The sequence below is a fragment of the Capnocytophaga haemolytica genome (assembly GCF_001553545.1).
In the GTDB taxonomy this organism is placed as follows: Bacteria; Bacteroidota; Bacteroidia; order Flavobacteriales; family Flavobacteriaceae; genus Capnocytophaga; species Capnocytophaga haemolytica.
Genome location: NZ_CP014227.1, coordinates 1,692,926 through 1,718,978, shown reverse-complemented (window position 1 = coordinate 1,718,978; position 26,053 = coordinate 1,692,926). Strand labels below are relative to the sequence as shown.

Below are 26,053 nucleotides of genomic sequence, written 5' to 3'. Positions count from 1 at the left end.
ATTTACCAAATAAGAATGAGAACACATATTAAACAGAAAGTTTCTTTGATAGAACACCAGCCAGCGGGCTTGTTTGAGGAAACGCGATTTGAGAAGATCGACAATATTGTTTTTGCCGATTCAGTAGATGCGTCTGTAAGCGTGGCACGCGAGATCGCCGCACTTATCAAGCACAAACAATCAGAGGGGAAAGCCTGTGTATTGGGCTTGGCAACAGGGTCGTCACCTGTGAAGGTATACGAGGAGTTGGTACGCCTGCACAAAGAGGAAGGCTTGAGCTTCAAGAACGTAATTACCTTTAACTTAGACGAGTACTACCCAATGGAGAAGCAGGACTTGCAGAGTTATTGGCACTTTATGCACGAACACCTCTTCAATCACATCGATATCCCTAAGGAAAACATCAACATCCCGAACGGAACCGTAGCACGTGAGGATATCGAGACCTACTGCTTGGGCTACGACAAGAAGATTCAGGACTGTGGCGGGCTTGATTTCCAGCTGTTGGGCATCGGACGTACGGGGCACATCGGCTTTAATGAGCCTGGCTCGCACCGCAATTCGGGTACACGCATCATCACCCTCGACCACCTCACTCGTTCCGATGCTGCGGGCTCTTTCCACGGCATTGACAACGTGCCACGCCAAGCCATCACTATGGGTATCCGCACCGTGATGAGCGCTAAGCGCATTGTGCTGCTAGCTTGGGGTAGTGCCAAAGCATCGATCATTGCAAAGGCGGTAGAAGGTCCTGTAACTTCGGACGTGCCAGCTACTTACTTGCAAGAACACGACAATACCACCTTCGTGTTGGACACTGAGGCGTCTGCAGATCTTACCCGCATGAAAACTCCTTGGCTCGTTACTGACGTGCAGTGGGATGAAGACCTCAAAGCGAAGGCGATCGTATGGCTTTGCGAGCATCTGGATAAAACGATCCTCAAGCTCACCGATAAGGACTACAACGACAATGGTATGTCGAAGCTGTTGGCGGAATCAGGTCCTGCTTACGACCTCAACATCGCGATGTTCAACCGCTTGCAGCACACCATCACAGGTTGGCCAGGTGGTAAGCCGAATGCGGACGACACTGCCCGCCCTGAACGCGAACAACCACACAAGAAGCGCGTGATTATCTTCAGTCCGCACCCTGACGACGACGTCATTTCAATGGGTGGCACCTTCGACCGCTTGGTATCGCAAGGACACGAGGTGCACGTGGCTTACCAAACCTCGGGTAACTATGCCGTGTCCGACCACGAAGCCCTCAAGTTCGCCGAAGTGTTCCGCGATGTAGTCAAAGAAAACAAAGGGGATATGGGTGTGCTCAACGAGATCATCACCACGCTGCAAAATAAGAAGTCGAACGAGATCGATAGCCTTTTGGTGCGCCAATTGAAAGCCAATATCCGTCGCCACGAGTCGCTGGCAGCCACACGTTACGAAGGCGTGCCCGATGCGCACGTGCATTTCCTCAATCTGCCGTTCTACGAAACAGGTACAGAGAAGAAAAACCCTATTGGTGAGGCAGATATCAAGATCATTATGGATTTGATCGAGGAAGTGAAGCCGCATCAGATCTACGCTGCGGGCGATTTGGCTGACCCTCACGGCACACACAAGGTTTGTCTCGACGCTATCTTCGCCGCATTGAAGAATTTGAAGCACAAGGACTATATGAAGGACTGCTGGGTATGGCTCTACCGCGGTGCTTGGCACGAATGGGACATCCACGAGATCGAAATGGCGGTACCGATGAGTCCTGCGCAGGTGCTCAAGAAGCGTCAGGCGATATTCTTCCATCAATCACAGAAAGATGGGGCGATGTTCCAAGGAGAAGACCTTCGCGAGTTCTGGCAACGGGCTGAAGCACGCAACAGCGAGACAGCTCGTAGATATCGCGCGTTAGGTTTTGCAGATTACGCCGCTATCGAAGCCTTTAAGCGTTATTTCTTTTAGAAAATAAAGGCCGATATTATAACAAAAACTGTCTGAAAACACAAACGTGTTCTTCGGGCAGTTTTTTTATACTAAATTTGCTAAGAAATGAAGTATCTGTATTTTTTTATATGTAATGCTATGTTATATTGCAAATACATAACAGTGGAGACTACCTAAAAAGTCTATTTGCATTGATCAGGTGTTTTGTGATTTGTAAATAATTCACAATAACAAATATATTTCTCAAATTTAGTAGTACTAACTTCTCTTAAAAGATATTGTATACAATAGATTTTTTAGGTAGTCTCTTTGTCACTTGATAATTGACTATCTTTCACTTATTGCACCTATTGAAAAAGTCAATAGCTTCCAAGTCTCTCTTGATCACCGCTTCTTCCTCATCAGTGATGTTCTGGAAAGGCGTACGGTTGATACCCAAATCCACTCCCAGCAACTTCATTATGCGTTTCCCACAAACGATATTGCCACGGTAGCGTGCAATCACATTAATCACCTCTTGAGCGTAATTCTGAGCTTCACGCGCCTTAGCCATATCACCCGCATTGTAAGCATTGATCACCTCTACCAACACATTGCCAATATAGCTACCAGTGCCACTGATTCCCCCTTGAGCACCCCCCATTATGAGGGCTGAGAGTATCGTCTCATCCTGCCCGTGCAGCATATCAAACTTACCGTCTTTGTATAGCATACATTGGTTATACTCATAGAGAGCCTCGTAGGTGTACTTAATTCCTGCTAAATTAGGAATGCGATCCTCAGCTGCCTTTAGGAAGGGCAACATTGGTAAATACACCCCATTGAGCACAGGGATATGGTAGAAGTAGAAAGGCAACTGAGGTGCCCCTGCCGCAATTTCCTCGCAGTACTTCACCAACTCTTCCACACGCCCCGCTTTAGGAAAAGGCGATGCCATCGCCCCGATACCGAACGCCCCAATGCGAGCAGCGTGCTGTGCCAATTGGTAGCTGTCTTTGATGCAGCAAGCCCCCACGTGCACGATTACCTTAAAGTGCTTAGGCGCAGCAGCCATCCACGCCTCAGCAATCTTCATACGCTCCTCAACGGTCAGCATATAGCCCTCTCCAGACGACCCGTTGATAAAAACTCCAACAAGCCCATTGCGCTCCAAGAGCTTTGCATAATCTGCAATAGGAGCTACATTCACCTCACCTCGCTTATCAAAAGGCGTAAAAGGTGCTACAATCAATCCTTTAATCTTTTCAAATGTCATTTTTTATTAATTTTAGTGATTAGTGTTAGCATTCTGTTACGACCTCCGCCCACTAATCAAATTATACATTATAAATTATACATTGTGTAGTATACATCACTCCCCACAAATTTCACGCTTAGGTTTGGCAAAGGCAAGCATCAGCACAATCGCTATGAGTACCACGATAGAGAGCTTGCTAAAATCCGCCCCTAAGTTGCCTTTATCGGTTGATGAACCGAGCATCAGTGTAATGGCATAGCCAGCAAACACGCCCACCATATTCATTATCCCGTAAGCCGTAGCCCGCAATTGTTGGGGCAATATCTGGCAGAGGATAGGCATATTGTTCGTATCGAACATCCCATAGCCAATACCAAAGAGCAACGTTGCCCCTATCATACTGACATAGCTACTGCCAAAGCCCATTAGCACCAAAGCTGGAATGGTCAGTGCCAGCCCGATAGTGCTCGTGTAGATACGCCCTTTGATGTGTGTCTGCACCCATCTGTCGGATAGAGGTCCACCAATAACTACCCCAACAAAGGACGCTATCGCAATGGAGATAGTCGCCATTGGTCCTGCTGAGGCCATATCAACGTGTAGATTATTAGAGAAGAGCGTAGGCAGCCAGTTCTTTGTTGCCCAACCAGGGAAACTCGGTGCCATAAAGTAGAAGAGCAATACCCAAAAAGATGCCGTACCTAAAATCATTCCCAGCGATTTAAAGAGCGGCAAGCTCTCAGTTTGTGGCACATCTGCACTTGCTTTGGGCGTTCTATCCACATCATACAAGGTAAACACCAAGAAGATGGCATATACGATCCCCGCAATACCAAACCAATGAAAGACGGTGTGCCACGAGAAGTAATGCGCGATAGTCGCCCCGAAACCACCCAACGCCTGGCCCGCATACAAGCCCGACATATGGATACCCACTGCCAGCGAGCGCGTTTTAGAGGTATGAAAATCGGCAATCATCGCCAGAGCCGTTGCCAAGTAAAGGGCCTCACTAAGTCCCATTAAGGCACGCAGATAGTAGACCCCATCGTACGTATCGGCAAAGCCCATACTATACGTAGCTGCCGACCACACAAAGAGGCTGCCCACAATGAGCCACTTCCTATTGACCCTATCGGCGATAATCCCCGCTATGGGACTCATCAACCCGTAAATCAAAAGGAATACCCCCATAATCCGCCCAAAATTCTCTGCCTGCTCCAACTCCTTGATATCCATCATCATCGAAGGTTTCATCGTAGAAATCATCTGGCGGTCTAAGTAATTTAAAAGAGCTACCACCCATAACAAGGCTACCACCGCCCATTTGTACCAACTTTTAGTTGTTAAATCTTGTGCCATTATCTTATTAGTTATTGGTTATTCGTTTACTAATTTTGCACCAAGTTGGTGCAAAATTATCGTTCCTTATTCTCCATTTTACACCGAAAAGTCTGATTACTCCTCACCCCTGGCCTGAGTTCCCCTTGTATGAGATAAAAACACTCATCAGCCCCTTCAATTAAAGTAGCCCCAGCTCTTGCGAGTTCAGGGTATTCACCAGCATTATGCCAAATGCTCTTCTCGGTATCGAACAAGCGCAGCATCTTGTTAAATCGATAGTCTTCCGTCTTGCGGGTCATATATTCCTGCATATACGCCTGTGTCTTAGCTTTGCGCTCTTCCTCACTGAGTTGCTTGTTATGCGCCAACTTCCATAAGTCGGTAATGGCTTTGATAAATACATCGTGATTTACTCCACCAAAGCAAGCGATATAGCGACCATCTTGCCTTGCCGTTGCCCCTGTCAGTGAGAAATACTCTCCACTCTCAGGGTCTTTTGTTTCACCAACTACGCTCCACGTACCTGCCTCTATATCATAACAAAGCACCTCAGTAGCCATCTCTGGCTTATCGGTATCACCTCCCCAAAAGAAGCCACCGAGCAAGTAAAGCACCTTGCGCCCTTTATGATAACCCGCTGTAAGTACAGGCTGCACACGTGCCACACTAGTAAAATCAGCGAGACGCCTCCACGCCGTATCTTTATCAGGGTTAATAGTGTATAACGCATTAGAGGACTTCCCATCGGCAGCTCCTCCCACTACGAATACCTTACTGCCAACACTTACCCCCGCAAAGTTGTCTAACGTTACAGGTAGCGAAGGGAATGCCTCTAAAATCACTTGCCCTTCTTTACCATTTGTCTTGCCCAAGTGCACTTTGTAGCAACTGCTCATTGAGCCTTTATCACCTGTGCCGCCTACCCATAAAGCAGTGTCCTCTGCCAATTGCACCGAGACCCCATACGCTGCTGCCTCAGGCAGTTCGCCTACCTTCTCCCAACGCTTATGCTGCGCATCATAGCGCACAATATCGTTATAAAACACCTTCTTTCCGCCCTCAAAGCCCAACTTGTCAGGGAAGTTACAACCCCCAGCCACTATAAGCTGGTCGCCTAACACCGCTGCATAAGCAGCCGACACCCCTTTGCTGAGGTTGCCTTCTAAGCCCGCTGTTGCGAGCGTCTCTATAGTCATTTTCATCGTTATATTTTTATGTGATTTACAACCAATGGCACACAAAGCAAAGAGTATAGTGCATAATCTCTTGCATAAATCTTGTTTATTATTCATCATCCATTATCCCCTATTAACCGATGCAAGCACTTGCCACACCTGATACAAGCCTCTCGGCACGTGGAAACAGCCTTTCCACTTACCGCCTTTGAGGTCTAACAACACCTCCCCTTGGCGATTGAGATAGCCCCACCACTCAGGATACTCAGGATCTTTGAAGTGCTCCCACGTATAGGTATGCACCTTCTCGAACCACTGCAAACAGTCCGCATTACCCGTGAGCTGATAGCCCTTGATGAGCGAAATGAGCGTCTCAATATGCACCCACCACAACTTCTGATCCCATTCCAATTGCTGCGTAGGTCGCCCCAGTCTATCCATAAAGTAGAAGATACCCCCGTGCTCTTTATCCCAACCGTAATTGAGCATCACAAGGGTCGTCTCCACTGCCTTTTGTATGAGCTCAGGCCTACTGAGGCGTACCCCCAAGTCCATCGTGAACCACATCGCCTCAATGGCGTGCCCAGGGTTTACGAGTCTGCCGTCAAACGTATCCGATAGCGAGCCGTCTAAATGCACATTTTCTACGATGATACCCCCCAGCTCAGGGCGCAAAAACACGTCCATCACCTCGTGCACACACGTATTGATGGTGCGTTCTAAGAACGTCTTATCGAGCAGCGGCTCAATCTCTAACGCCAGATTACACAATATCATTGGGAGGGCAAAGTTCTTCAGGGCGCGACTACCTGCGTGCGCCTTGCTCCACTTACCCTTAGGGTTATCCGTCTTGCTGAGGATAATATCAAAAGTCTTCTTAGCGATCTCTGCATACTCCTTATTGCCTGTCGCCACACTCAGCTGACCAAATGCCATTGTTGCAAACGTATAGGAGAAGATATTATAAGGGTCTACCAGCGGATTGCCCTCTCTATCCAAAGAAAAATACCAATTTAGTTGCCCATCGTGGCCTTTCTTTTTCAGAAACTCCGCCCCCTGAATGGCACAATCAAGCCACTCCTGTCGCCGCTCAACCTTGTTGTAAAGCATCGCAAAGAGCCACACCTCACGCGCCTGCAACCAAATAAACTTATCCGTATCATACACCTCCCCCCGTCTGTCCAAACACGTAAAATAGCCGCCAAACTCCTTATCCTGTGACTTTTCGAGCCAAAACGGAACCACACTCTCCAAGAGTTCCTGCTTATACTGTTGTTCTAAAGTTTTTAAATCCATATTGAATTTTAATTATTTAAAAAATACACCGCAAAATAACAAAATATAGTTTAAACAAACAAATATTTCTTAAACTTTTTTATTAGAATATGCTTCTAAGTATGATGAACGAACATTTAAGAATAAGATTTACAAATATTTATCTCACCATTGTAGTACTTTATTTTCCTCTATAAATATAAAACAAAAGGATCTAAGCCTATCAACAGAACAAAAATCTGACGCCATATATACGGATGCAATACGGAGAATATACGGATGATCTACGGACAAAGTCAGGTAGTTTTCAGGTAAAGGCAAATACTGTATTTCCTAATGTATTAGAAATTAAAACTATAAAAAGCGATCACGTTAAAAATATACAAGCAAAATGACCTTATTTTCTCCTATAATAATATTCCTTAAAAGGCGATGTACTTATCACTTCCGCCTATAGTTTCCACTAAAATATTTGGTAATTCGCTAAAGTTAGCGTACCTTTGCGGCATCATTCTTTAGGGAGTTATGTTAATCGTTATTCGTGAAAATATCAAGATTGCCTTGGAGTCCATCAAAGGGCAGCTGTTACGCACTATTCTCACAGTGCTGATTATTGCCATCGGCATTACGGCATTGGTGGGCATACTGAGCGTGATTACTGCGCTGCGCAATACGCTCGAAGGCAATTTTGAAACCTTGGGTGCCAATACTTTTATGATCAGTCGCTATCAGGACGAGCGGCGTGCACAGGGTAGCGGTACTACGCAAAAGCCTCACCCGATGATCACTTACAGCGAGGCAGCAGCATTTAAGCAGCGACTCGACAATCCTTTTGCACATACGAGTATCAGCCTTAATGCAGCGAGCCAAGTGGAGGTAAAATACGAAAATGCAAAGACCGACCCGTTGGCAAACGTCATTGGGGTGGATACATACTACATTCCCAACTCGGGATTGACAGTGGAGGAAGGACGCAACTTTGGCGAGTTCGATATGCAGAACGATTTGAATGTCTGTGTGATAGGTCCTGATTTTAAGAAAACGCTTCTCAAGGATATAAACCCATTGGGCAAGGAGATTTCGGTGCGTGGGTATAAGTTTAAGATCATTGGAGTACTCAAATCGCAGAGTTCCTCTTTTGGTAATTATGAGAACTTTCAGGTACTCATCCCGTTGGGCTTGGCAAGAGCTATTTTCCCCGTTGAAAATCCAAATTTTAATATCAAAGTAAGCGTTGATGGTACAGATAAGCTCGAGGCAGTAATCGGTGATGCCACAGTGCTGATGCGCAGTTTGAGAAATTTGCGACCGTTGGACGAGAATAACTTTGGCATTGAGCGCAGCGACGACCTGCTGCAACGCATCGGCAGTATTACGGGCGTACTCACCATTGCGGGTTTCGTTATTGGGTTGATTACCATTCTCGGTTCGTCCATTGCGCTGCTCAACATTATGCTGGTATCGGTAACTGAGCGCACTAAGGAGATAGGCATACGCAAGGCGTTGGGGGCAAAGCGCAAGAACATCACCTGGCAGTTCTTCACCGAGACGGTCATCATTGCGCAATTGGGTGCTTTGGTGGGGATTATCCTCGGTATTAGCTTGGGCTATGCGATCTCGAAGGTAGTGGACTTTCACTTTACCATTCCGTGGGGGGTGATATGCATTGCTATTGTGATAGCCTTTGTAGTGGCAACGATATCAGGTCTTTATCCCGCGATGAAAGCAGCGAAGTTAGACCCTGTTGAGGCATTGAGATATGAGTAGAAGTCAGCGGTCAGTAATATGAATAATGAGAAACCATTAGTATTTGAGGGCTTAGCCATTGAGAACCAAAAGGTAGCCATTGAGTTGCCTTGTGAGGTGGAACTCACTATCAAGCGTGAGGATAAGAACCATCCTTATGTGTCGGGCAATAAGCTACGCAAGCTCAAATACAATATTTTTGAAGCGCAGAGGCAAGGGAAAACGGCTTTACTTACTTTTGGTGGAGCGTATTCTAACCATATTGCAGCCACAGCGGCAGCAGGTAAGGCAATGGGGATGCGCACCATTGGAGTGATCAGAGGCGACGAATTGGCTTCCCAAATAAATGTTAATCCAACGTTAAAGTTTTCACAAAGTTTGGGTATGGAGTTTCTCTTTGTTACACGAGAAGCCTATCGACACAAGACAGAGCTTTCGTTTCTGGAAGATTTACGACAACGCTATGGTTCTGAGGTGTATATAGTGCCTGAGGGAGGTACAAACGAGTTAGCTGTTCGTGGTACTGAGGAAATCCTCACTCAGGCAGACGAAGCCTACGATGTCATCTGTACAGCAGTAGGCACAGGCGGCACTATCGCAGGGCTTATAAATGCAAGTGCTGACCATCAGACTGTTCTGGGATTTCCCGCACTCAATGGTAAGTTTTTAGAGGAAGTTATTAAAGGTTATACTACCAAAACGAATTGGCAGCTCATACACGATTATAATTTTGGAGGCTATGCAAAGGTAAATGATGAACTGATAGAATTTTTAAATAATTTTAACAGTTTAACAAAAATCCCTTTAGACCCTATTTATGTAGGTAAAATGATTTTTGCTATCTTTGCCCTCGCAGAGCAATGTTATTTTAAGCAAGGCACGAAGGTATTGGCTATCCATACCGGAGGTCTACAAGGTATTCAAGGGTTTAATAAGCAACGTTTAAAGAAAAACAAAAGTATTTTGAGTTATGATGAAGAGATTTAGTACGGTACTACTACTTCTATTATTAATTTTAGCGTGTTCTAATCAATATCAAACTTCTTCGCGCAAGCCTCGCACAGTGATTTACCGCGGACAGAAGCCAGCGCACGTCAATATGGCGGAGCGTTCCAAAGCGCTTAACAATTCAAAGATAGCACGACCTGCAATTGTGGAAGATGATTACCAAGAAATCGCTCCTGCATTGAAGGTTACCCCTGTTGTTACACAGAAATACATCGAAGATTATAAAGAAATCGCTATGGTGGAGATGCAACGCTACAATATTCCTGCCAGCATCACTCTTGCACAAGGTATTTTGGAGAGTGGCTCAGGGCAGGCGAGGCTGGCGCGCTATGGCAATAACCATTTCGGTATCAAATGCCACGCTTCGTGGAGTGGAAAAACAATGACCCACGATGACGATGCTAAAAGCGAGTGTTTCCGAAGATATAAATATGCTTACGAGTCGTTTGAAGACCATTCGCAGTTCTTGGTGGGACGTACGCGCTATGCGGCGCTCTTTGAGCTTGACCCTACCGACTATGAGGCGTGGGCTCACGGACTTAGAAAAGCAGGTTACGCCACTGACCCAACCTATGCGCGTAAGCTCATTGCCCTTATCAAGCAGTTTAACTTACATCAATATGATACCCAAGTGATTGCACAGAGTGGTGGGGTGAAGAAAAACCCTAATAGCACTATTGCAGTTGCTCAAAAGATAGATAGCACAGCTGAAAAAGAGGCTCGCAAGCCTGTTATCAATCCGCAGGTGGTGAAAGCAACCCCAACGAAGCCTACACCAAAGCCTACAACTCCTTCGCAGAAGGCTGCGCCTGTGCTCAACACGCTTCCCACTCAGATGACAGTGCCTTCAGCAGCTACAACAAAGGCTGAGACCATTGCCCAAGGCTATTATCAGGTGCAAGCAGGCGATACACTCTACAAAATTTCGCGTGAGCAGCAAGTGCCTGTGCAACAGTTGATGGCGCTGAACAATTTCGATGATGTGACGAGTGCTAATTTGCGTATAGGGCAGCAAATACGCCTTAACTAATGCGATGACGCTTAAAGATTTACAGATTTACATCCATAAAAGAATAGAAAGACTTTATCCCGAAGGCGAGATAAGGTCTTTCTATTTTATTTTGCTCGAACATTATGCCCACCTGAGCCGCTCCGAGGTGCTGGCAAACCCTCAACAACAGCTTTTGACGGTTGCAGAAAGCCAAATTATCGCTGCTATTGAAGAGCTTACCACCGAGCGACCTATACAATATATAATAGGTGCGACTGAGTTCTACGGAAGTAGCTTCGAGGTGGATGAAAATGTGCTTATCCCGCGACAGGAAACCGAAGAGCTCGTCGATTGGATCATCACAGAGGTAGGGGAGAGGTCAGGTAGGGAAGGAAAACCTATCCGCATTGTGGATATAGGCTGTGGCAGCGGTTGCATTGCGATTTCATTGGCTAAACACTTGAAAAATAGCGTTGTTACAGCCCTCGATATCTCTGAAAATGCCCTTGCCATCACCCGAAGAAACGCCGAAAGGAATGGCGTAAGCCTCCAAACCCTTCAGGCGGACGTACTGACCCTTGAGGCGCTGCCTGACACCTACGACATCATCGTTTCAAACCCGCCGTATGTGCGTGAGAGCGAAAAAAAGGAAATCCAGCGGAATGTGCTCGACTTCGAGCCACATCTCGCACTGTTCGTAAGTGATGAAAACCCACTCGTGTTCTATGAAAAAATTACACAACTCGCTTCACAAAGTCTTTTGAGGGGCGGACTGCTCTTCTTTGAGATCAATCAATACCTTCCGAGCGAAATGCGAACCCTCATAGAGGGCTTTTTTGGCTTCCAGATGACCCTCAGAAATGACCTTTTGGACAACGCAAGGATGGTAAAAGTAGCTTTTGAGGGCTTTTCCCTATAAATTTTAACAAAAATATAACATAAAATACTTGACTTTACCTATTGTGTATGTCAAAATATTATCGTACCTTTGTCTCCGACATCAATACTGTTTCAGAGGCATTGTCAAAGGGTAGGAGGGGAGTGCTTTTGCCTGCGTAGGATTGCCTAAATCCTCTTTATCTACGTGTGTAACATCTACACAATCAAAAGAAGGCTCCGAAGGCTTTTGGCAATCATCGGGAGGGTATTTTTATAGGTAGAAAACATTTTAATAATCAACAAAAAAAGTAGAAGAATATGAGTATTTTTAATTTAAACAATTTGCATCTGACAAAAGAGCAGATTGACGCCATTGACTTGGCACTGACGAATTTAGAAAAGGCTTTGGAGCCTGTAAACATCAATTTAACCTCTGAGGACAGAAAGAAGTACGGCAGGGTGAACGAGCAGAACAAGCTATTTATATTAAAGGTGCTTGAATATGCTAAGAGCCAGCCCACTTTGCGCACTTCGGATGTGAATTGGGAGGAGTTCGAGCGTGATTTTGAGTCGCGAGCGATTTTAGAACGCTTTATAGGTCGTTTGGAGTCGCTTACAACGCGTATTACCAACGCTAAAACGCTTCACGACTACGATAATTATCAAGAATCGCTTGAGGATTATGCTTATACTTCCTTCCGAGCGAAGTCAAAGGCGATTGGATATGAGGATAAGCACCGTGAGCTGGCACAATTCTTCGCTAAAGGTCGTAAAAATGCCGCAAAAACTCCTAATGCAGACGCTAATAAACCCAATGTGAAGGATAATCCAGCACAATAAAATGGTTTAGAAGCTCATTGTATATTTATTTATATTTAAGAAACTCCTCCTGAGGTGTTTACATAGCCTTGGGAGGTATTTTTTCACCATTAAATAAGTACTTTTATTTATAGAGCGCATTCGTTTAATTCTTCAGATGAGTAATTTAATCATACGGATGATTAAATCAATGGTACGGATGAGTAATTTAAAGGTTCAGATGAGTAATTTAAGGGTCTGAAGGATTAATTTAATGATAATTATGAGTAATTTAATGGTTCGGAGGATTAATTTAATGATAATTATGATTAAATTAATGGTTCGAAGGATTAATTTAATGATCTGAACCCTTAATTTAATGGTCTGAAGGGTTAATTTAATGGTTCGAAGGATTAAATTAATCATCTGGAGGATTAATTTACTCATACGGATGAGTATTTTAATCATAATTAGTATTAAATCAGAGATAAATATGATTGATTTACTCATATTTAGCATTAATTGTTAGATAATTATCATTAAAATAACCGTTTTATTGATAATAATATAAATAGAGAGCATACGGCGATGCCTCGTAAGGTGCAAAAACACCTTTATATATAGTATATTAATTATTAAATTTATAGAGAGATGAAAAAATTTATTTTCGTAATGACTGCAATGGCAGCAATGGTGCTTTCCTCGTGTGGAAAGGACGGTGAAGGGGGACGCGGCGGGATCTAACAAGCCTAGCGGACTCTCTGGGAAGGTTTATTCGTACTTTACGGGATATAACCGCATTAACCTGAACAATAATAAGTACGATGAAAAGTACTTTGAGAACAATGGATACAACACAAAAATCATTCCGCTCAATGGCAAGCAGTATAATTTGGATGAAAAGGGCAATGGGGTGTATTTCCCCGTGGATAAGAAAGGTCTCCCATTGGCTGTGGACGGTGGGTTCTACTGGGTGCCTTAAGCGCTTACGGATATAAAGAACTAGAACAGCGATGAGCAATGTGCTTGTCGCTGTTTTATTTTTCGTGAGAAGTATACAAAGCGTTAAATCAGTGGTATAGAGGCTATAAAGTACGCTTTTGAGGCATTGAGGAACCCTTAGGAAGGTAGGGCAAAATAAAAAAACTTCACTTTTTACTATTTAGAAAGAATTAAAATACTATCTTTGCACCCTCAAACCTTAACGACGTATGAAATTTACTTTCATCAGCATATTAACAATCCTCTGTACGCATCTTTCACTCTCTCAGAACCTTTTTACCATCAAAGGCTGGGTGCACGATGCGGATAAGCAGCCTCTGCAAGGGGTTACGGTGCAATTGGCAGGCACTTCGCGAGGGGTGGCTACTGATGCTAATGGTTTTTTTATCCTTAAAGTGGTGCAGCCTAAGGGTGAATTCATCTTTTCTTACATAGGAATGCAAACCCTTAAGAAGCCTTACCAAGGGGATACCGACCTGAGTGTTACTCTTCGCGAGGATATGGTAACTTTGGAGGGTGTACAGGTAGTTGCTAAGCAGAATATCAACGAGATAGACGTCCGTGCCAAAACGGGTAACGTCGAGGCGGTAGCGGTACAGCAACTGAAGAATATCCCTGTGGCAAGCCTCGTGCTGGCATTGCAAGGGAAGACCCCAGGGTTGCGCATTATCAACCGCGGAGAGGCTGGGCAACTGCCTGAAATCCGTATACGTGGTAATTCATCGCTGCGTAAAACTGATGGAGCCAATCAGCCGCTGTTTATATTGGACGGGAAGGCTATTTCAGCTGAGACGTTTTATTATCTCAATCCTGAGGACATCAAAGAAATGAAAGTGCTCAAAGATGCAGTGGCTACAGCCCTTTACGGTATCAAAGCCTCTAATGGAGTGATCGAAATTACCTCCAAACGTGGCGGCGAAGGGGCTTTCAGTTATCATCTGCAAACGGGTTATACCTTCCCAGCCCCTCTGAAGGTTGAGCTGATGAATAGCACTGAGAAGTTAGAGCTCGAAAGGCGTTTGCAGAATGTAGGCACACCTGGCTATCTGTATAGCGAGGAGTATATCAGGCAGAAATATGGCAATACGCCAGAGCTGGCAGCGCGTTTGGCTGAAGGCGCACAGAAGTTGGACTCACTCAGGCAGATCAATACCAATTGGTATCGCGAACTGACCAATCTGCAAGTCTTTCAGAAGCACGATTTAAGCTATCAGAATGCCTCAGAGAAGAATGCTTACCTCTTTTCGGTAGGCTATTTGCAACAAGATGGGCAGCTGCGTGGTAACGGACTCTCTCGGGTGTCATCGCGCTTGGTAGTAGATCAGAAAATCGGTGATAATGCGGTGGTAATCCTCTCTGTCAATGGTGCTTATGCTAAGAATACCACTTCTAACGGTGCTACTTACTCCTTGCAGGAGCTTATCTACCAGCTCAACCCTTATGAGACGCCCCATTCGCAGCAGTTATTTTCGCACCCATCGCGTTCGTATGCTGATTTATTCAATCAATACAGTCGTGAGAGCCTGACTAAGAACTTGGGCACCTCGCTGAGCCTCAATTGGAAGCTCACGAAGGCATTAGAGCTCTCGGCAATAGCAGGCTTTGATTATAGCCTTGCTGAAGACCTTCAGATTACGCCTGCCACCGCCTATTCAGAGCAGCGTTCGGGGCGGGCAAATAATGCTTTGGGCACCTTAGTACAGGCTAAGAATACACTGCTGAATACTACTGCCAACCTGCGCCTGAATTACGAGAAAACCATAGGCAAACACGAGATTTCCTTAGGTGCCAATGCCGATAATTACACCACTACCAGCGATAATCTTTCAGCAGAAGGGCACGGCTTATATGGCAAAATACGCTCTATCGCTGCTATTGATAATACCCTTGATGGCTCGGGGCGACCACAGATAAGAGGTGGCAAGCAAACGGATCGCAATCTCGGTTTTGGAGCGTTGGCAGGCTATACGTACAACAGCATCTACAACCTTTTTGGTACCTATAAGCTCGATGCTTCTTCTATTTTGCCTCGTGAGAAACGCTGGAATAGTGCGTGGGCAGTGGGGGCGAGTATCAATGTGAAAAGTTACCCTTTCTTGAAGGAAGTGGACTGGCTTTCCAATCTCGATGTGCGTGCCTCGTATGGGCATACGGCGAATGCACAAGGAATATCGCCTTCACTGATTACCGCTACTTTTGAGTATGAAACAAAGAACTATGCAGGTACACGCATAATGAATATCAAGGCATTGCCTAACCCTAATTTAAAAGCAGAGCAGAACCACATAGCTGATTTGGGCTTATCGCTCTCAGCTTTTAAAACTACGCTTTCTGCCTCGATGTACAAACGCACTACCAAAGATGCCCTGTTGAGTATTCCTATCCCTTCCTCGTCAGGCTTTACGGTGCAGATGCAGAATGTTGGCATACTTGAAAATCAAGGGGTGGAAGTAAGTCTCAATCAGCAGCTTTATAACACCGATAATTGGAGTATTAGCTGGGGCGGTAATCTTTCATATAATGAAAACAAGGTGAAGGAACTCTATGGGCGTGATCGTATTTATACTAATGCCGAGAACAAGATCCCCGATTATCAAGTAGGGGAATCGACTGAGGCTTTTTACGGCTTGAACTCCGTGGGTATCAACCCCGCTACAGGTTTGCCTGAGTTTCTCACTGCCGATGGGCGTCAGGTAGAGGCTACTTACAACTTTAAAGGGGAAGACTTTGTCTATCTGGGGCAATCAGCACCGCCTATCAGCGGTAGTTTTTTTCTTTCGATGAGTTATAAACAATGGCAACTCAATGCTGATTTTTACTACGCTCTCGGAGGCAAACGCAGCTATTCCAATCGCTTTATTCGCGATAAGGACAATGCGCGCTATAATGCCGCTAAGGCACAGCTGAGCGATATGTGGTGGCAGGTAGGTGATGAGAACAAGAAGTACTACACCGCTTTTTACAATTCAGCAGCTTTGGAGAACTTGCTTCTGCCTAACACCAAGACACTGCTCAGTACCGACTTTGTGCGCTTCTCCAATCTCTCATTGCGCTATCAACTCAGTGCTGAGCAGCTGCAGACTATCTGGCACAAAGTGCGCTATGCCACTGTGGGACTTACCGCTACCAATATAGCCGTGTGGTCGCCTTATAAGGATAGCGATCCTGAGACCAGCAGCATTGTCAATCCGCTGCCCCCGACTCTTACGTTGAATTTAAACCTAACCTTTTAACGCAAATGATGATGAAAAAATATAAAGCCTATCTATTGCTGTGGCTCTCGGCGATAGCAGTGAGTTGCTCGCTTGATTATCCCCCTGAGAGTGAGGTGAGCGACCCTGATGCCATCGTATCGGTAGCATCGGCTGAGCAAGCTTTGGCAGCTGCATACGCCTCGTATAAACCTTATGGTGATGCCGTGATGTGGGCAGGGCGTGCTGATGATTTGCTCCCTTCGGAATACCTCTCAAGGGATAACAGTCTGTACAATACCTATATGTGGGACGAGCGAGAGCTTATCACCCAATCGGAAAACCTCTGGAAGTCGCTTTACGAAACCGTAGTAAAGTGCAACGTGCTGATAGAACGCTTGCCCAAAGTACCAGCCAACACCCGAGACGATCGTGAGCAATTGCAACGCATTCATCAGCGGGCGAGTTACCTCAAAGCCCTTTGCTACTTTGATTTGTTACGTATCTTCTCTCCAGCTTTTGGCAGTAATGAATCAGCTCCTTATGGCGTGCTTATCAAAAATAACTTCACCATTACCGAGCAGCAAAAACGGCTTACCCAGAGCGAGTCAGTGGAAGAGATAGACCGCCTGCTCAGTATCCCTGCTGTGGAAGATAAAGGCGGCAATATAGGCGGAAAGACTCTTGAAACTGTGCCCTATTACCTTACCCCCACAGCAGCACAAACCCTGCGGGCAGCCCTATACCTTTGGGCAGGCAATGACCAAAAGGCATTGGAGATTGCGATCCCTCTTTACGAGCAACTTAAAGCAACAGAAACAGCTGAAAACCTTACCAAGTTATGGAACACAGAAAAGAGCGATGCGTGCCTCTTTGCTATTGATATGCGTGGCGAATCTACCTCGCCTTATATCGCTTTGGAGTATACAGGTACGAATGGCTTTATCAATGATTATTTGGTGGTGAGCAATACCACCACTGCCACAGTGCTTTATGCCGACACCGATATCCGCAAAGGAGTATACAGCATTGCCCATCCTACCCTTAGCAATGTGCAGCTATTGGGCAAGTATCGGAAGTTAGCACAAGAGAAAAAGCAGATGCAGTACTTTACCGCCTTGCGTGTGGCACATCTGGCATTTATTGTGGCTGAGGCGTATGCCCATCAGGGAGATAACAGCGCTGTAACAGTAGTCAATACGATGCTCGCAACCCGCAGTGCTACAACCATAAGCAGTAGCAGTACCGACAGAGAGGAATTATTGGGCATAGTGCTTGCCGAGAAGCAAAAGGAGTTTGTAGGAGAGCCAGAGCGTTTCTTTGACCTAAAGCGCAATCACTTAGCTCTAAAACGACAAACCACAGGTAGCGTGCGCACTATCGAAGCAACCGACTATCGCTTTACGCTGCCCATACCTGCCTCTGAAAGGCGTTATAACAGTGCTATTACACAGAATAAGGGGTGGAATGTAGGGAGCTCTCAGCTTTGAGCTTTCAGGGAATATAAATCGGAAATAAGAGAAATCATTTATAAATTAAAATTAAACAAGTATGAAGATGTCGAACATCAAATCAATGATAAGCAGTGCTTTGGTAGCACTTGCAATCGTAGCCTGCTCAAAGGACGACAACAACAGTTCTTATAGCGGGAAGAACCACGCCTATATCACCTCACAGGGAACCACTACACTCTCTGTTGGGGAAGAGAAGCAGATAGAGGCTAAGATAGGGCTCTCGGCAGCGGTGAATGATGCCACCACTATAAAGCTGAAAGCCGTAGACGCTAAAGGCAACACCAGCGATCTGCTCACCTTTACGCCCAACCCCGTAACTATTGCCAAAGGAGCACGCGAAGTCAGCTTTACAATAGCACTCTCAGCAGCTGCCCAAAGCATAGAGAGCGAGCAGCAACTGAAGGTAACCATCGAAAGCAGTGGCAACTTAGAGCCCAATACCGACCTATCGGTAAGTGTGAAACCTGCTGCTGCCCTTGCCGAACTTACAGAGGCACAGAAAGCCCTCGTAAAAGCCTATCAGGCAAAGGGTATGAATATCCTCCCTTTCTTAGGGAAAGTGAAGGTAAAGACTATGGTTACGCTCAATTCCACAGAAGATCTCTTGGTGAAATACAAAAATCAGTTCCCTAAGACGTACGATGGCTACACGGTGATCACCCTTAGCGAGAAAGCTACTGCCGATCAACCTGTGCTGAAGATGACTTCTAACCCTATGGGGCTAACAGATTTCTTCCAGTTCTTGATGCGCAAAGAGACTATTGAGAATGACGATGTCTGGTACGGAGAGAATGCGGGTCCTAACTACACAACCGTAATGAAACTCATCAGTTGGACAAAAACAAGCACCGAAACCTTTGGGGTAACCTTAGACGGGATAGAACTCAACGGGAATCGTATCAACTACGTACACGAACTTGATAAGTCTGCTAAGGACGATGCCGATACGAAGTACAAAGCCGTACCATTCCAATTCACGTATACCGCTTGGGATAGGCTGCTGAAGTTGGCTAAGGCAGGCGATGCCGATGCTTTGGGCATCTACCAAGCCGATGGCACTTCCAATCCCGCCTATTACCTCAACGTAGATGATATAACCAAAGATGAGTATCAAAAAGGAGCTTGGAAAGCCCCAACAAGCAGCATTGATTACACAAAGAAGACAATGCAATTTGAATTCTCTACTTATGCAGAAGGCTTAGATGATTATATCAATGTGAAAGTGGAATACACCGCTGAGTAATCCTATCGCATAGAACAACTTATCATACAAACATACCACGTATTACAACAATACTACGGTATGTTTGTTTGTGTTGTAACAATTGAAGAGGATTTTGCTATTTTTACTATAAAAGTTAATTTCGTTAGTTATATTCACTAATATTTTCACAATATTTAGAGGAGGAGTGTCTGAAAAAGGTCAAATCTTTGTATAAGGTTCGTGTAATGTCCGTATAAGGTTCGTATAAGCTCCCTATAAGGTAGTATATTTTTCTGTTGTAAATTATGAAGAAAATGAAGATACAGCGTATGCTTGTGGTGGGTTTGTGGTGGCTCACAAGTGCTATTTTTGCACAAGACTTGCCCTTGCCACAAGGGGCAATCAAAGAGCAATTGCCCAATGGGCTTACGTATATAGTCTTGCCTAATGACCAGCCTAAAAATAAGCTGGAAATACGCCTTGTGCTGCGTGTTGGCTCTTACCAAGAGGCGGCTGGTGAGGAAGGCGTTGCCCACTTTATAGAGCACTTAGCCTTTAATGGATCGGCGCATTACCCTGAGCGTGAGGCTGTCAGCTATTGGGAAGGCTTGGGAGCTAAGTATGGTGAGACCATCAATGCCTTTACTACTGATGATCGAACGGTTTACAGCCTTTCACTACCTACCCTCGCTGATGCTGACCTAAGCAAAACACTGCACATCCTTGCCGATTGGATAGGTACACTGAGCTTTAGCCCAGCGGCGGTGGAGAAGGAACGCGCTATCATCTTAGAGGAGATTGCCAGCTATCGCGAGGATAAAGACCGCCTACCCATTAAGGTAGGGAATGACCCCGCTTTGGTACGCCTGCCCATAGGTACACCCTCCCAAGTAAAAGGCATTACCCTTGAGAAGTTACACGCTTTTTATCATCAGTGGTATGCTCCACAGAACGCCTGTGTGATGCTCATCGGCGATATAAATACGCAAGAGGCTGAAAAGGCTATTAAGAGCACATTTGGAGTGCTTTCTCAGCGAGGTAAAGTAACTATGCCTCCTGTGCCTATTATCTACAGAAATAAGCCCCTTATAGCCACGAAGATCGAAGCAGGCAAAAATGAGGTAACTCTGTATTTCCCCAAGACAATGCACTCGCTATCTACACACGCCGGACTATTGCAACAAACTCAAGAGGAGACCTTACTACGTATGGCACGCGCTCGCTTAAGGGAAGCCCTCTCTCAGGCACATATAGATGCCTATTGGTATCTCCGCGGCACTGACTTCCTCAGCTTAGAGCTACGCGCTCCTATAGGGCAAAAGCTCTCTACAGAAGTGCAAAAGGCAGTCGGGATACTCTCGGGAATGCAGGCGAGTCTTACCCAAAAGGAAGTAGCCATTGCTGTAGCACGGAGCGTAAAGGAATTGCAAGAGGCGCGCTTTGAGAAGACGTCAGAGGAGTATGCGCTTTCCTTTACTGATGCCTTCTTATTCGGTGAGGCTTTTCTATCTACCCCTGCCGATCGCGATACCCTCATAAAGGCTTTAGAAACTACCACTTTGCAGCAATGGAAAGCTTTAGCAAAGACTTACTTCCACTTGCCAGCGCCTCTTGTTGTGGAAACCATAGACAATACTACTCATAAAACTACTTACAAGCATTACAAGCAGGCAGTGCGCAAAGGGCAGCGACACGGCATCAATGTGCTCCCCAAGGAGGAAACCCCTACAATGGATACCCTTGCTATAGCCCCACCTGCAGTGCTCACAGCCCCCATCAACTACAACCCTGAGGTGATAGCCAGTGAGCAGTATTTTAAGCGTCTGGGAGTGCATCGCATTGTGCTGAAGAATGGTGCGACAATCTACCTCAAGCCCACTACCGACCCTACGCTCAACATCTCCCTACTCTTCAAAGGAGGGTATGCCTCCCTACCACAACACAATTCTAAGCAGTATGAGGATATCCTTTCATACCTGCACTTAGGAGGCATTGAGGCACTGAAAAACCCTGATTATGAAACCTTCCTCTACCAAAACGACCTTACCTTCATCGCAGGAATGGACAACTATCACCACCTCGCAATGGCGACTGCCCCTGTGGCTAAAAGCGCAATGCTGTGCCACCTCCTTAAAGAAAAGCTCCTGCACCCTGAACTTGCTAAAGATGAGTTTCAGACGCTTATCAAAGAGGAGCAGCAGCAACTCTCTTCTGAAAGTTCAAAAACCCAAACAGACAACTCCTTAGATGTTCAGTTGCACAAAGCAATAGGCACTATCTACCCGCCAACACGTGAGCCTAAAACGCTATCCGATCTTCAAACTATCGACCTTAACGCCCTACATAGCTATTATCAAGAGTATTTGCTTTCATCAGAGGGCTTGCTGTGTGTCATCACAGGTGATTTTGATATTGAGACAGTTAAGAAACAGATATGTCCTGTGATAGCAATGCTCAAACCGCAGCAAGCATCACACCGAGAAGCGCCTTCAACAGCCGTGCGTAAGCCCGTATTGCTTACAGCGCCCTCAAAGGAGAGTCCGCAGCGGGCATCTTTCAACATTGTTTATCCGTTTACCTATGAGCCTCATCTTGGCAGTGTACTCTCTTTGAAACTCTTAGCTGAGGTAATCCGTGACCGTGTAGTCAGCGAAGTAAGAGAGCGTAAAGGACTTATTTACAGCCCGTATACCACCATTGAGTTGCGTCCTTCCCCAGCACATCAAGCCTATATAATTGTTTCAGGTATGGCAGATACTAAGAATGTAAACGAAATCAAGACGACAGTAGATAATATCGTGCAAACACTTAAAAATAAGCCTCTTACAGCTGAGCAGTTAGCTCCTTATAAAAAGCGTTTTATGATAAACAAGAACGAATCCCTCACCCCCGACAATAGCTACGCTTGGCGCACCTACCTCACCGATCGCTTTAAAGATGGTATCCCTTTGGAGGAATTAGAGCAGTATGAAGAAATACTTTTAGACAATGATTGCCAGCATAAAGAACAGCACTAATACAACCAATCAATAACGGAGCGAGAACGAACCTACAACGGAGCTACAACGGCATTAAAACTGTATTGTAAGTATATCAATCTGGTGAAAAAATAGTGTAAAACCTTTGTGGTATTGAAAAAAATAGCTACTTTTGCTCTTGGAAACATAAAAATGACAAACAACTACTTACATACACCCATAGAGCAACTGCGAGGCATAGGCACTGCAAGGGCTGACCTGCTCAAGAGCGAGCTGGGTATTTTTACTTATCAGGATTTGCTCAGCCTCTTTCCGAATAGGTATGTGGACCGCACGAAGTTCTACAAAGTAAAGGAGTTGCATAACAACAGTGCTGAGGTACAACTCATCGGGCGCATTGTGAACTTGCGCACGGTGGAGTCGAGCAATAAGAAGATGCGGCTTGTGGCCACCTTCGTCGATGAGACGGGGCAGATGGAGCTGGTGTGGTTTAAGGGAGTAAGCTGGATGCGCGATAACTTGCGCATCAACGAGCCGTACGTAATCTTCGGCAAGGTGAACCTAATGGGCGGGGTCTACTCAATGCCCCACCCCGAAATGGACCTCATTAAGGACTTCGATAAGCCCCTTGCGGGCAGCATACAGCCCGTGTATCCTTCTACTACAAAGCTCGACAAGAAGAACATCACAGGGAGGGTGATGCGGCAATTTATCTACACCGTCTTCCAAGAGATGCCTGCACCCATTGCCGAGACCCTGCCTGAGTCACTACGTGCTAAGCTGAGCCTTATCAGCAAGAGCGAGGCGATGCTGCACATTCACTTCCCGCCCGACCAAGAGCGACTTACGCGCGCCTCTATACGGCTCAAGTTTGAAGAGCTTTTCTACATACAACTGCAATTGGTGCGCAAGAACGTGCTCAGCAAGCAGAAGTTCGTCGGGCTGCCCTTTGAGAAGGTAGGCGAGCACTTTATGGACTTCTATAATCACCATCTACCTTTTGCCCTGACAGGGGCGCAAAAGCGTGTAATGAAAGAGATACGCGCCGATGTGGGGTCGCGCTCACAGATGAATCGCCTCCTGCAAGGTGATGTGGGTTCGGGCAAGACAATCGTTGCCCTGATGACGATGCTCTTGGCAGTGGACAACGGCTACCAAGCCTGCCTAATGGCACCTACGGAAATCCTCGCTAATCAGCACTATGTGGGTATCTCTGAGTTGCTGAAAGATATGCCCGTAAGCGTGCGGCTGCTGACAGGCTCTACCAAGACAAAAGAGCGCAAAGAGCTTGACGAGCAGTTGCAGACGGGCACGCTCAACATACTCATCGGTACGCACGCCCTTTTGGAGGACAAGGTGGTGTTTAAGAACTTAGGGCTAGCAATCATTGACGAGCAACACCGCTTTGGGGTAGAACAGCGAGCTAAGCTATGGCGCAAGAATACGCTGCCGCCGCACGTGCTGGTGATGACCGCAACACCCATACCGCGCACCTTAGCAATGAGCGTATACGGCGACCTCGACGTCTCTGTAATTGATGAGTTGCCCCCAGGGCGTAAGCCTATACGCACCCTGCACCACTTTGAGCAACACCGCGGGCAGACTTATGAGTTTGTGCGTCAGGAGCTTGCCAAGGGGCGACAGGCGTATGTGGTATACCCGCTGATTGAAGAGTCGGAGGCGTTAGATTTTAAGAACCTCAGCGAAGGCTATGACTATATCCGCAGTATTTTCCCTGAGCCGCAATACAAAGTATCGATGGTACACGGGCGAATGAAACCTGCCGAGAAAGACGCTGAGATGGATAAGTTTGTGCGTGGCGAAACGCAAATAATGGTTGCCACCACAGTGATTGAGGTAGGGGTGAATGTGCCCAATGCCTCCATAATGGTGATTGAAAGTGCTGAGCGATTTGGGCTCTCGCAGTTGCACCAGTTGCGCGGCAGAGTCGGGCGAGGTTCGGAACAGAGCTACTGCATACTCCTCACGGGTAGCAAGCTCAGCAGCGACACCCGCACGCGTATGGAGACAATGGTGCGCACCTCAGATGGCTTTGAGATTGCCGAAGTAGACCTTAAGTTGCGCGGTCCTGGCGACCTAATGGGCACCCAGCAGAGCGGTGTACTCGCCTTGAAGATTGCCGATATCGTCAAAGATCAGGATATACTGCGTATGGCGCGCTTTCAGGCAATTGACCTCGTAAAAGCTGACCCCAATTTAGAGCAACCTGAGCACAAGGTCATCGCCGATACCTTAGCGCAATTGCAGCGATATAAAAATCTGTGGACATACATTAGTTAGTGCATAGTGTATAACGAATAAGGAATAGTGATGAAAAAGATATGGATTATAATGCTAATAACATTCTTCGGGGGGTATAGCAGTCAGGTTTTAGGGCAAGAGTCGCCGTTACGTAACAGCTTTTTAAAAGAACTTTACACTTGTGGGGTAGCGACTGTGGAGAATGATAACGTAAAGGTAGCTATTCCGTTTGATGTGCACGGGACAGATTGTGGGGCTCCTGACTGCTACACCACTGAGGTGCGGTTTGCCTTTCCACTACGCAAAGAGGTGGTATTGCCCAAGAGCTTGGCCTTTGAGGAAGAAGAAACAGGTTGCGTGGAGCCTTATCGCCTTACCGATGTCTTTCAATTGCAAGAGCAGACCCCTGATTATGTGATTTACTATGCACCGAAACACAAGCGCACCCTGCTAATCTTCAAAAACCGCTCAATGCAATCAACAAACGCATTTTACTGTTTAGGCTTAGCAGCAGGACGTATCCATCGCAAAAATGTATACCGTGTTTATGAGGATTATTTCTTGAAAGAAAACAAAGACTATCAGGTGTATATGTTGAGTTTTTAGATTTTTTGCATAGGATAATAAAGAAATTGTATGAATAAAGCTGTATTAGATGAGTTTGGAGAGGAATTTATAGCAACTATACGCGATGCTTCCTTGCAACAGTTTGAAAAAGTGGTCTCTGCTGAGATGAAAGATGCAGAAAGTAAGCGTATAAGTGCTTCTTTGGCTAAATGCACTGAAGAGCAGCTTGCTCTTATCAAAGAAGTAGCCTACACAATGGTAGACGTAACGCTGCATAATATCTTGTTTTTCTTCGAACAAGGTGATGTAAATGGTTGGAAGATTGCCAATGAAGAAAAGGGTATTAAGGACTTAGTTGCTATTTCTGATGGACTTAGTGGGGAGCTTTTATACAGAAGAGGGGTGGATTGCGAAATACAGCCGTTATGATAGTAGTCTAAAAAGCTAAAAATCCATAGTTAATAATAACCTCTTATAAAACAAAAAGCCCTCAAAGCGTTTGCTTTGAGGGCTTTTTGTGGGTCCTACTGGATTCGAACCAGTGACCCTCTGCTTGTAAGGCAGATGCTCTGAACCAGCTGAGCTAAGAACCCTAATTATGAAAACAACAATAAAATTCAGTTTTTAGTGGGTCCTACTGGATTCGAACCAGTGACCCTCTGCTTGTAAGGCAGATGCTCTGAACCAGCTGAGCTAAGAACCCTAAAAACAACAATGATAAAAAGTTTATGAAACTTCAAGTGGGTCCTACTGGATTCGAACCAGTGACCCTCTGCTTGTAAGGCAGATGCTCTGAACCAGCTGAGCTAAGAACCCTTGTTTTTTCATTACGGCTGCAAAAGTACGACTATTTTATAAACCTACAAATTTTTAAGCAACTTTTTTTAAAAAAAGTTTGGATAAAGTAATTTAGGGAACTTTCCTTTAAGGGAATTTAATGAAGG

The 26,053-nt window shown here is 45.7% G+C and carries 18 protein-coding genes and 3 tRNA genes; 14 read left to right on the top strand and 7 right to left on the bottom strand.

Annotated features, from left to right (window positions below; all coding sequences use genetic code 11):
- Positions 1 to 15 precede the first annotated feature (15 nt).
- The gene (gene nagB, locus AXF12_RS07735) at positions 16 to 1,959 is read left to right on the top strand and encodes a glucosamine-6-phosphate deaminase (protein ID WP_066429971.1); all 1,944 of its coding nucleotides are present in this window, start codon (positions 16 to 18) and stop codon (positions 1,957 to 1,959) included.
- 316 nt (positions 1,960 to 2,275) lie between these two features.
- Here nagB and AXF12_RS07730 read toward each other — a convergent pair whose 3' ends face one another.
- The 4 genes from AXF12_RS07730 to AXF12_RS07715 form a co-directional block, all read right to left on the bottom strand.
- Positions 2,276 to 3,196: a dihydrodipicolinate synthase family protein gene (locus AXF12_RS07730; RefSeq protein ID WP_066429969.1), complete on the bottom strand. Its 921-nt coding sequence runs from the start codon at positions 3,194 to 3,196 to the stop codon at positions 2,276 to 2,278.
- A 96-nt stretch (positions 3,197 to 3,292) separates the two neighbouring features.
- Positions 3,293 to 4,537 carry an MFS transporter gene (locus tag AXF12_RS07725; RefSeq protein WP_066429966.1) on the bottom strand — a complete coding sequence of 415 codons (1,245 nt, stop codon included), beginning with the start codon at positions 4,535 to 4,537 and terminating at the stop codon, positions 3,293 to 3,295.
- Between the two features lie 56 nt (positions 4,538 to 4,593).
- Positions 4,594 to 5,721: a cyclically-permuted mutarotase family protein gene (locus tag AXF12_RS07720; protein ID WP_066429963.1), complete on the bottom strand. Its 1,128-nt coding sequence runs from the start codon at positions 5,719 to 5,721 to the stop codon at positions 4,594 to 4,596.
- A gap of 96 nt (positions 5,722 to 5,817) precedes the next feature.
- The gene (locus AXF12_RS07715) at positions 5,818 to 6,990 is read right to left on the bottom strand and encodes a n-acyl-d-glucosamine 2-epimerase (protein ID WP_066429961.1); all 1,173 of its coding nucleotides are present in this window, start codon (positions 6,988 to 6,990) and stop codon (positions 5,818 to 5,820) included.
- Positions 6,991 to 7,494: 504 nt separating this feature from the next.
- Here AXF12_RS07715 and AXF12_RS07710 point away from each other — a divergent pair.
- From AXF12_RS07710 to AXF12_RS07645, 13 genes are all read left to right on the top strand, one after another.
- A complete protein-coding gene (locus AXF12_RS07710; protein WP_066429959.1) occupies positions 7,495 to 8,736 on the top strand; it encodes an ABC transporter permease in 1,242 nt (413 codons plus the stop codon).
- Positions 8,737 to 8,754: 18 nt separating this feature from the next.
- A complete protein-coding gene (locus AXF12_RS07705; RefSeq protein ID WP_066429958.1) occupies positions 8,755 to 9,702 on the top strand; it encodes a 1-aminocyclopropane-1-carboxylate deaminase/D-cysteine desulfhydrase in 948 nt (315 codons plus the stop codon).
- Positions 9,686 to 10,753, top strand: coding sequence for a glucosaminidase domain-containing protein (locus tag AXF12_RS07700; RefSeq protein WP_066429956.1), 1,068 nt, complete (start codon positions 9,686 to 9,688; stop codon positions 10,751 to 10,753). Before AXF12_RS07705 ends, AXF12_RS07700 begins: the two co-directional genes overlap by 17 nt.
- Before the next feature lie 4 nt (positions 10,754 to 10,757).
- Positions 10,758 to 11,633 (top strand): peptide chain release factor N(5)-glutamine methyltransferase, encoded by an 876-nt coding sequence (gene prmC, locus AXF12_RS07695; protein WP_066429950.1) that lies wholly within the window; start codon positions 10,758 to 10,760, stop codon positions 11,631 to 11,633.
- Between the two features lie 278 nt (positions 11,634 to 11,911).
- A complete protein-coding gene (locus AXF12_RS07690) occupies positions 11,912 to 12,433 on the top strand; it encodes a hypothetical protein (RefSeq protein WP_066429949.1) in 522 nt (173 codons plus the stop codon).
- A gap of 676 nt (positions 12,434 to 13,109) precedes the next feature.
- Positions 13,110 to 13,373 carry a hypothetical protein gene (locus AXF12_RS07680; protein ID WP_066429946.1) on the top strand — a complete coding sequence of 88 codons (264 nt, stop codon included), beginning with the start codon at positions 13,110 to 13,112 and terminating at the stop codon, positions 13,371 to 13,373.
- A gap of 229 nt (positions 13,374 to 13,602) precedes the next feature.
- Positions 13,603 to 16,626 carry a SusC/RagA family TonB-linked outer membrane protein gene (locus tag AXF12_RS07675; RefSeq protein WP_066429945.1) on the top strand — a complete coding sequence of 1,008 codons (3,024 nt, stop codon included), beginning with the start codon at positions 13,603 to 13,605 and terminating at the stop codon, positions 16,624 to 16,626.
- An 11-nt stretch (positions 16,627 to 16,637) separates the two neighbouring features.
- Positions 16,638 to 18,074, top strand: coding sequence for a RagB/SusD family nutrient uptake outer membrane protein (locus AXF12_RS07670; protein WP_066431884.1), 1,437 nt, complete (start codon positions 16,638 to 16,640; stop codon positions 18,072 to 18,074).
- A 67-nt stretch (positions 18,075 to 18,141) separates the two neighbouring features.
- Entirely contained in the window at positions 18,142 to 19,341 is a 1,200-nt protein-coding gene (locus AXF12_RS07665; protein ID WP_074860957.1) for a DUF4929 family protein, read from the top strand.
- Positions 19,342 to 19,607: 266 nt separating this feature from the next.
- Positions 19,608 to 22,319 (top strand): M16 family metallopeptidase, encoded by a 2,712-nt coding sequence (locus AXF12_RS07660; RefSeq protein ID WP_066429938.1) that lies wholly within the window; start codon positions 19,608 to 19,610, stop codon positions 22,317 to 22,319.
- A gap of 153 nt (positions 22,320 to 22,472) precedes the next feature.
- Positions 22,473 to 24,581: an ATP-dependent DNA helicase RecG gene (recG, locus tag AXF12_RS07655; protein WP_066429936.1), complete on the top strand. Its 2,109-nt coding sequence runs from the start codon at positions 22,473 to 22,475 to the stop codon at positions 24,579 to 24,581.
- Positions 24,582 to 24,611: 30 nt separating this feature from the next.
- Positions 24,612 to 25,148: a hypothetical protein gene (locus AXF12_RS07650; RefSeq protein WP_143325051.1), complete on the top strand. Its 537-nt coding sequence runs from the start codon at positions 24,612 to 24,614 to the stop codon at positions 25,146 to 25,148.
- 30 nt (positions 25,149 to 25,178) lie between these two features.
- Positions 25,179 to 25,538, top strand: a complete 360-nt coding sequence (locus tag AXF12_RS07645; protein WP_066429931.1) for a hypothetical protein — start codon at positions 25,179 to 25,181, stop codon at positions 25,536 to 25,538.
- Between the two features lie 89 nt (positions 25,539 to 25,627).
- Here the strand turns inward: AXF12_RS07645 and AXF12_RS07640 are convergent.
- The 3 genes from AXF12_RS07640 to AXF12_RS07630 all read right to left on the bottom strand — a co-directional run bounded on the left by AXF12_RS07640 (position 25,628) and on the right by AXF12_RS07630 (position 25,925).
- Positions 25,628 to 25,702: transfer RNA gene (locus AXF12_RS07640), tRNA-Val, on the bottom strand.
- A 35-nt stretch (positions 25,703 to 25,737) separates the two neighbouring features.
- Positions 25,738 to 25,812, bottom strand: a tRNA-Val gene (locus AXF12_RS07635).
- 38 nt (positions 25,813 to 25,850) lie between these two features.
- Positions 25,851 to 25,925, bottom strand: a tRNA-Val gene (locus AXF12_RS07630).
- Positions 25,926 to 26,053: the final 128 nt, after the last annotated feature.

Coding starts and splice junctions, on each gene's coding strand:
- AXF12_RS07650 (WP_143325051.1), top strand. CDS start 24,612: ATGAAAAAGATATGGATTATAATGCTAATAACATTCTTCGGGGGGTAT.
- AXF12_RS07700 (WP_066429956.1), top strand. CDS start 9,686: ATGATGAAGAGATTTAGTACGGTACTACTACTTCTATTATTAATTTTA.
- AXF12_RS07715 (WP_066429961.1), bottom strand. CDS start 6,990: ATGGATTTAAAAACTTTAGAACAACAGTATAAGCAGGAACTCTTGGAG.
- AXF12_RS07705 (WP_066429958.1), top strand. CDS start 8,755: ATGAATAATGAGAAACCATTAGTATTTGAGGGCTTAGCCATTGAGAAC.
- AXF12_RS07645 (WP_066429931.1), top strand. CDS start 25,179: ATGAATAAAGCTGTATTAGATGAGTTTGGAGAGGAATTTATAGCAACT.
- recG (WP_066429936.1), top strand. CDS start 22,473: ATGACAAACAACTACTTACATACACCCATAGAGCAACTGCGAGGCATA.
- AXF12_RS07675 (WP_066429945.1), top strand. CDS start 13,603: ATGAAATTTACTTTCATCAGCATATTAACAATCCTCTGTACGCATCTT.
- AXF12_RS07710 (WP_066429959.1), top strand. CDS start 7,495: ATGTTAATCGTTATTCGTGAAAATATCAAGATTGCCTTGGAGTCCATC.
- AXF12_RS07665 (WP_074860957.1), top strand. CDS start 18,142: ATGTCGAACATCAAATCAATGATAAGCAGTGCTTTGGTAGCACTTGCA.
- prmC (WP_066429950.1), top strand. CDS start 10,758: ATGACGCTTAAAGATTTACAGATTTACATCCATAAAAGAATAGAAAGA.
- AXF12_RS07720 (WP_066429963.1), bottom strand. CDS start 5,721: ATGAAAATGACTATAGAGACGCTCGCAACAGCGGGCTTAGAAGGCAAC.
- nagB (WP_066429971.1), top strand. CDS start 16: ATGAGAACACATATTAAACAGAAAGTTTCTTTGATAGAACACCAGCCA.
- AXF12_RS07725 (WP_066429966.1), bottom strand. CDS start 4,537: ATGGCACAAGATTTAACAACTAAAAGTTGGTACAAATGGGCGGTGGTA.
- AXF12_RS07690 (WP_066429949.1), top strand. CDS start 11,912: ATGAGTATTTTTAATTTAAACAATTTGCATCTGACAAAAGAGCAGATT.
- AXF12_RS07670 (WP_066431884.1), top strand. CDS start 16,638: ATGAAAAAATATAAAGCCTATCTATTGCTGTGGCTCTCGGCGATAGCA.
- AXF12_RS07730 (WP_066429969.1), bottom strand. CDS start 3,196: ATGACATTTGAAAAGATTAAAGGATTGATTGTAGCACCTTTTACGCCT.
- AXF12_RS07660 (WP_066429938.1), top strand. CDS start 19,608: ATGAAGAAAATGAAGATACAGCGTATGCTTGTGGTGGGTTTGTGGTGG.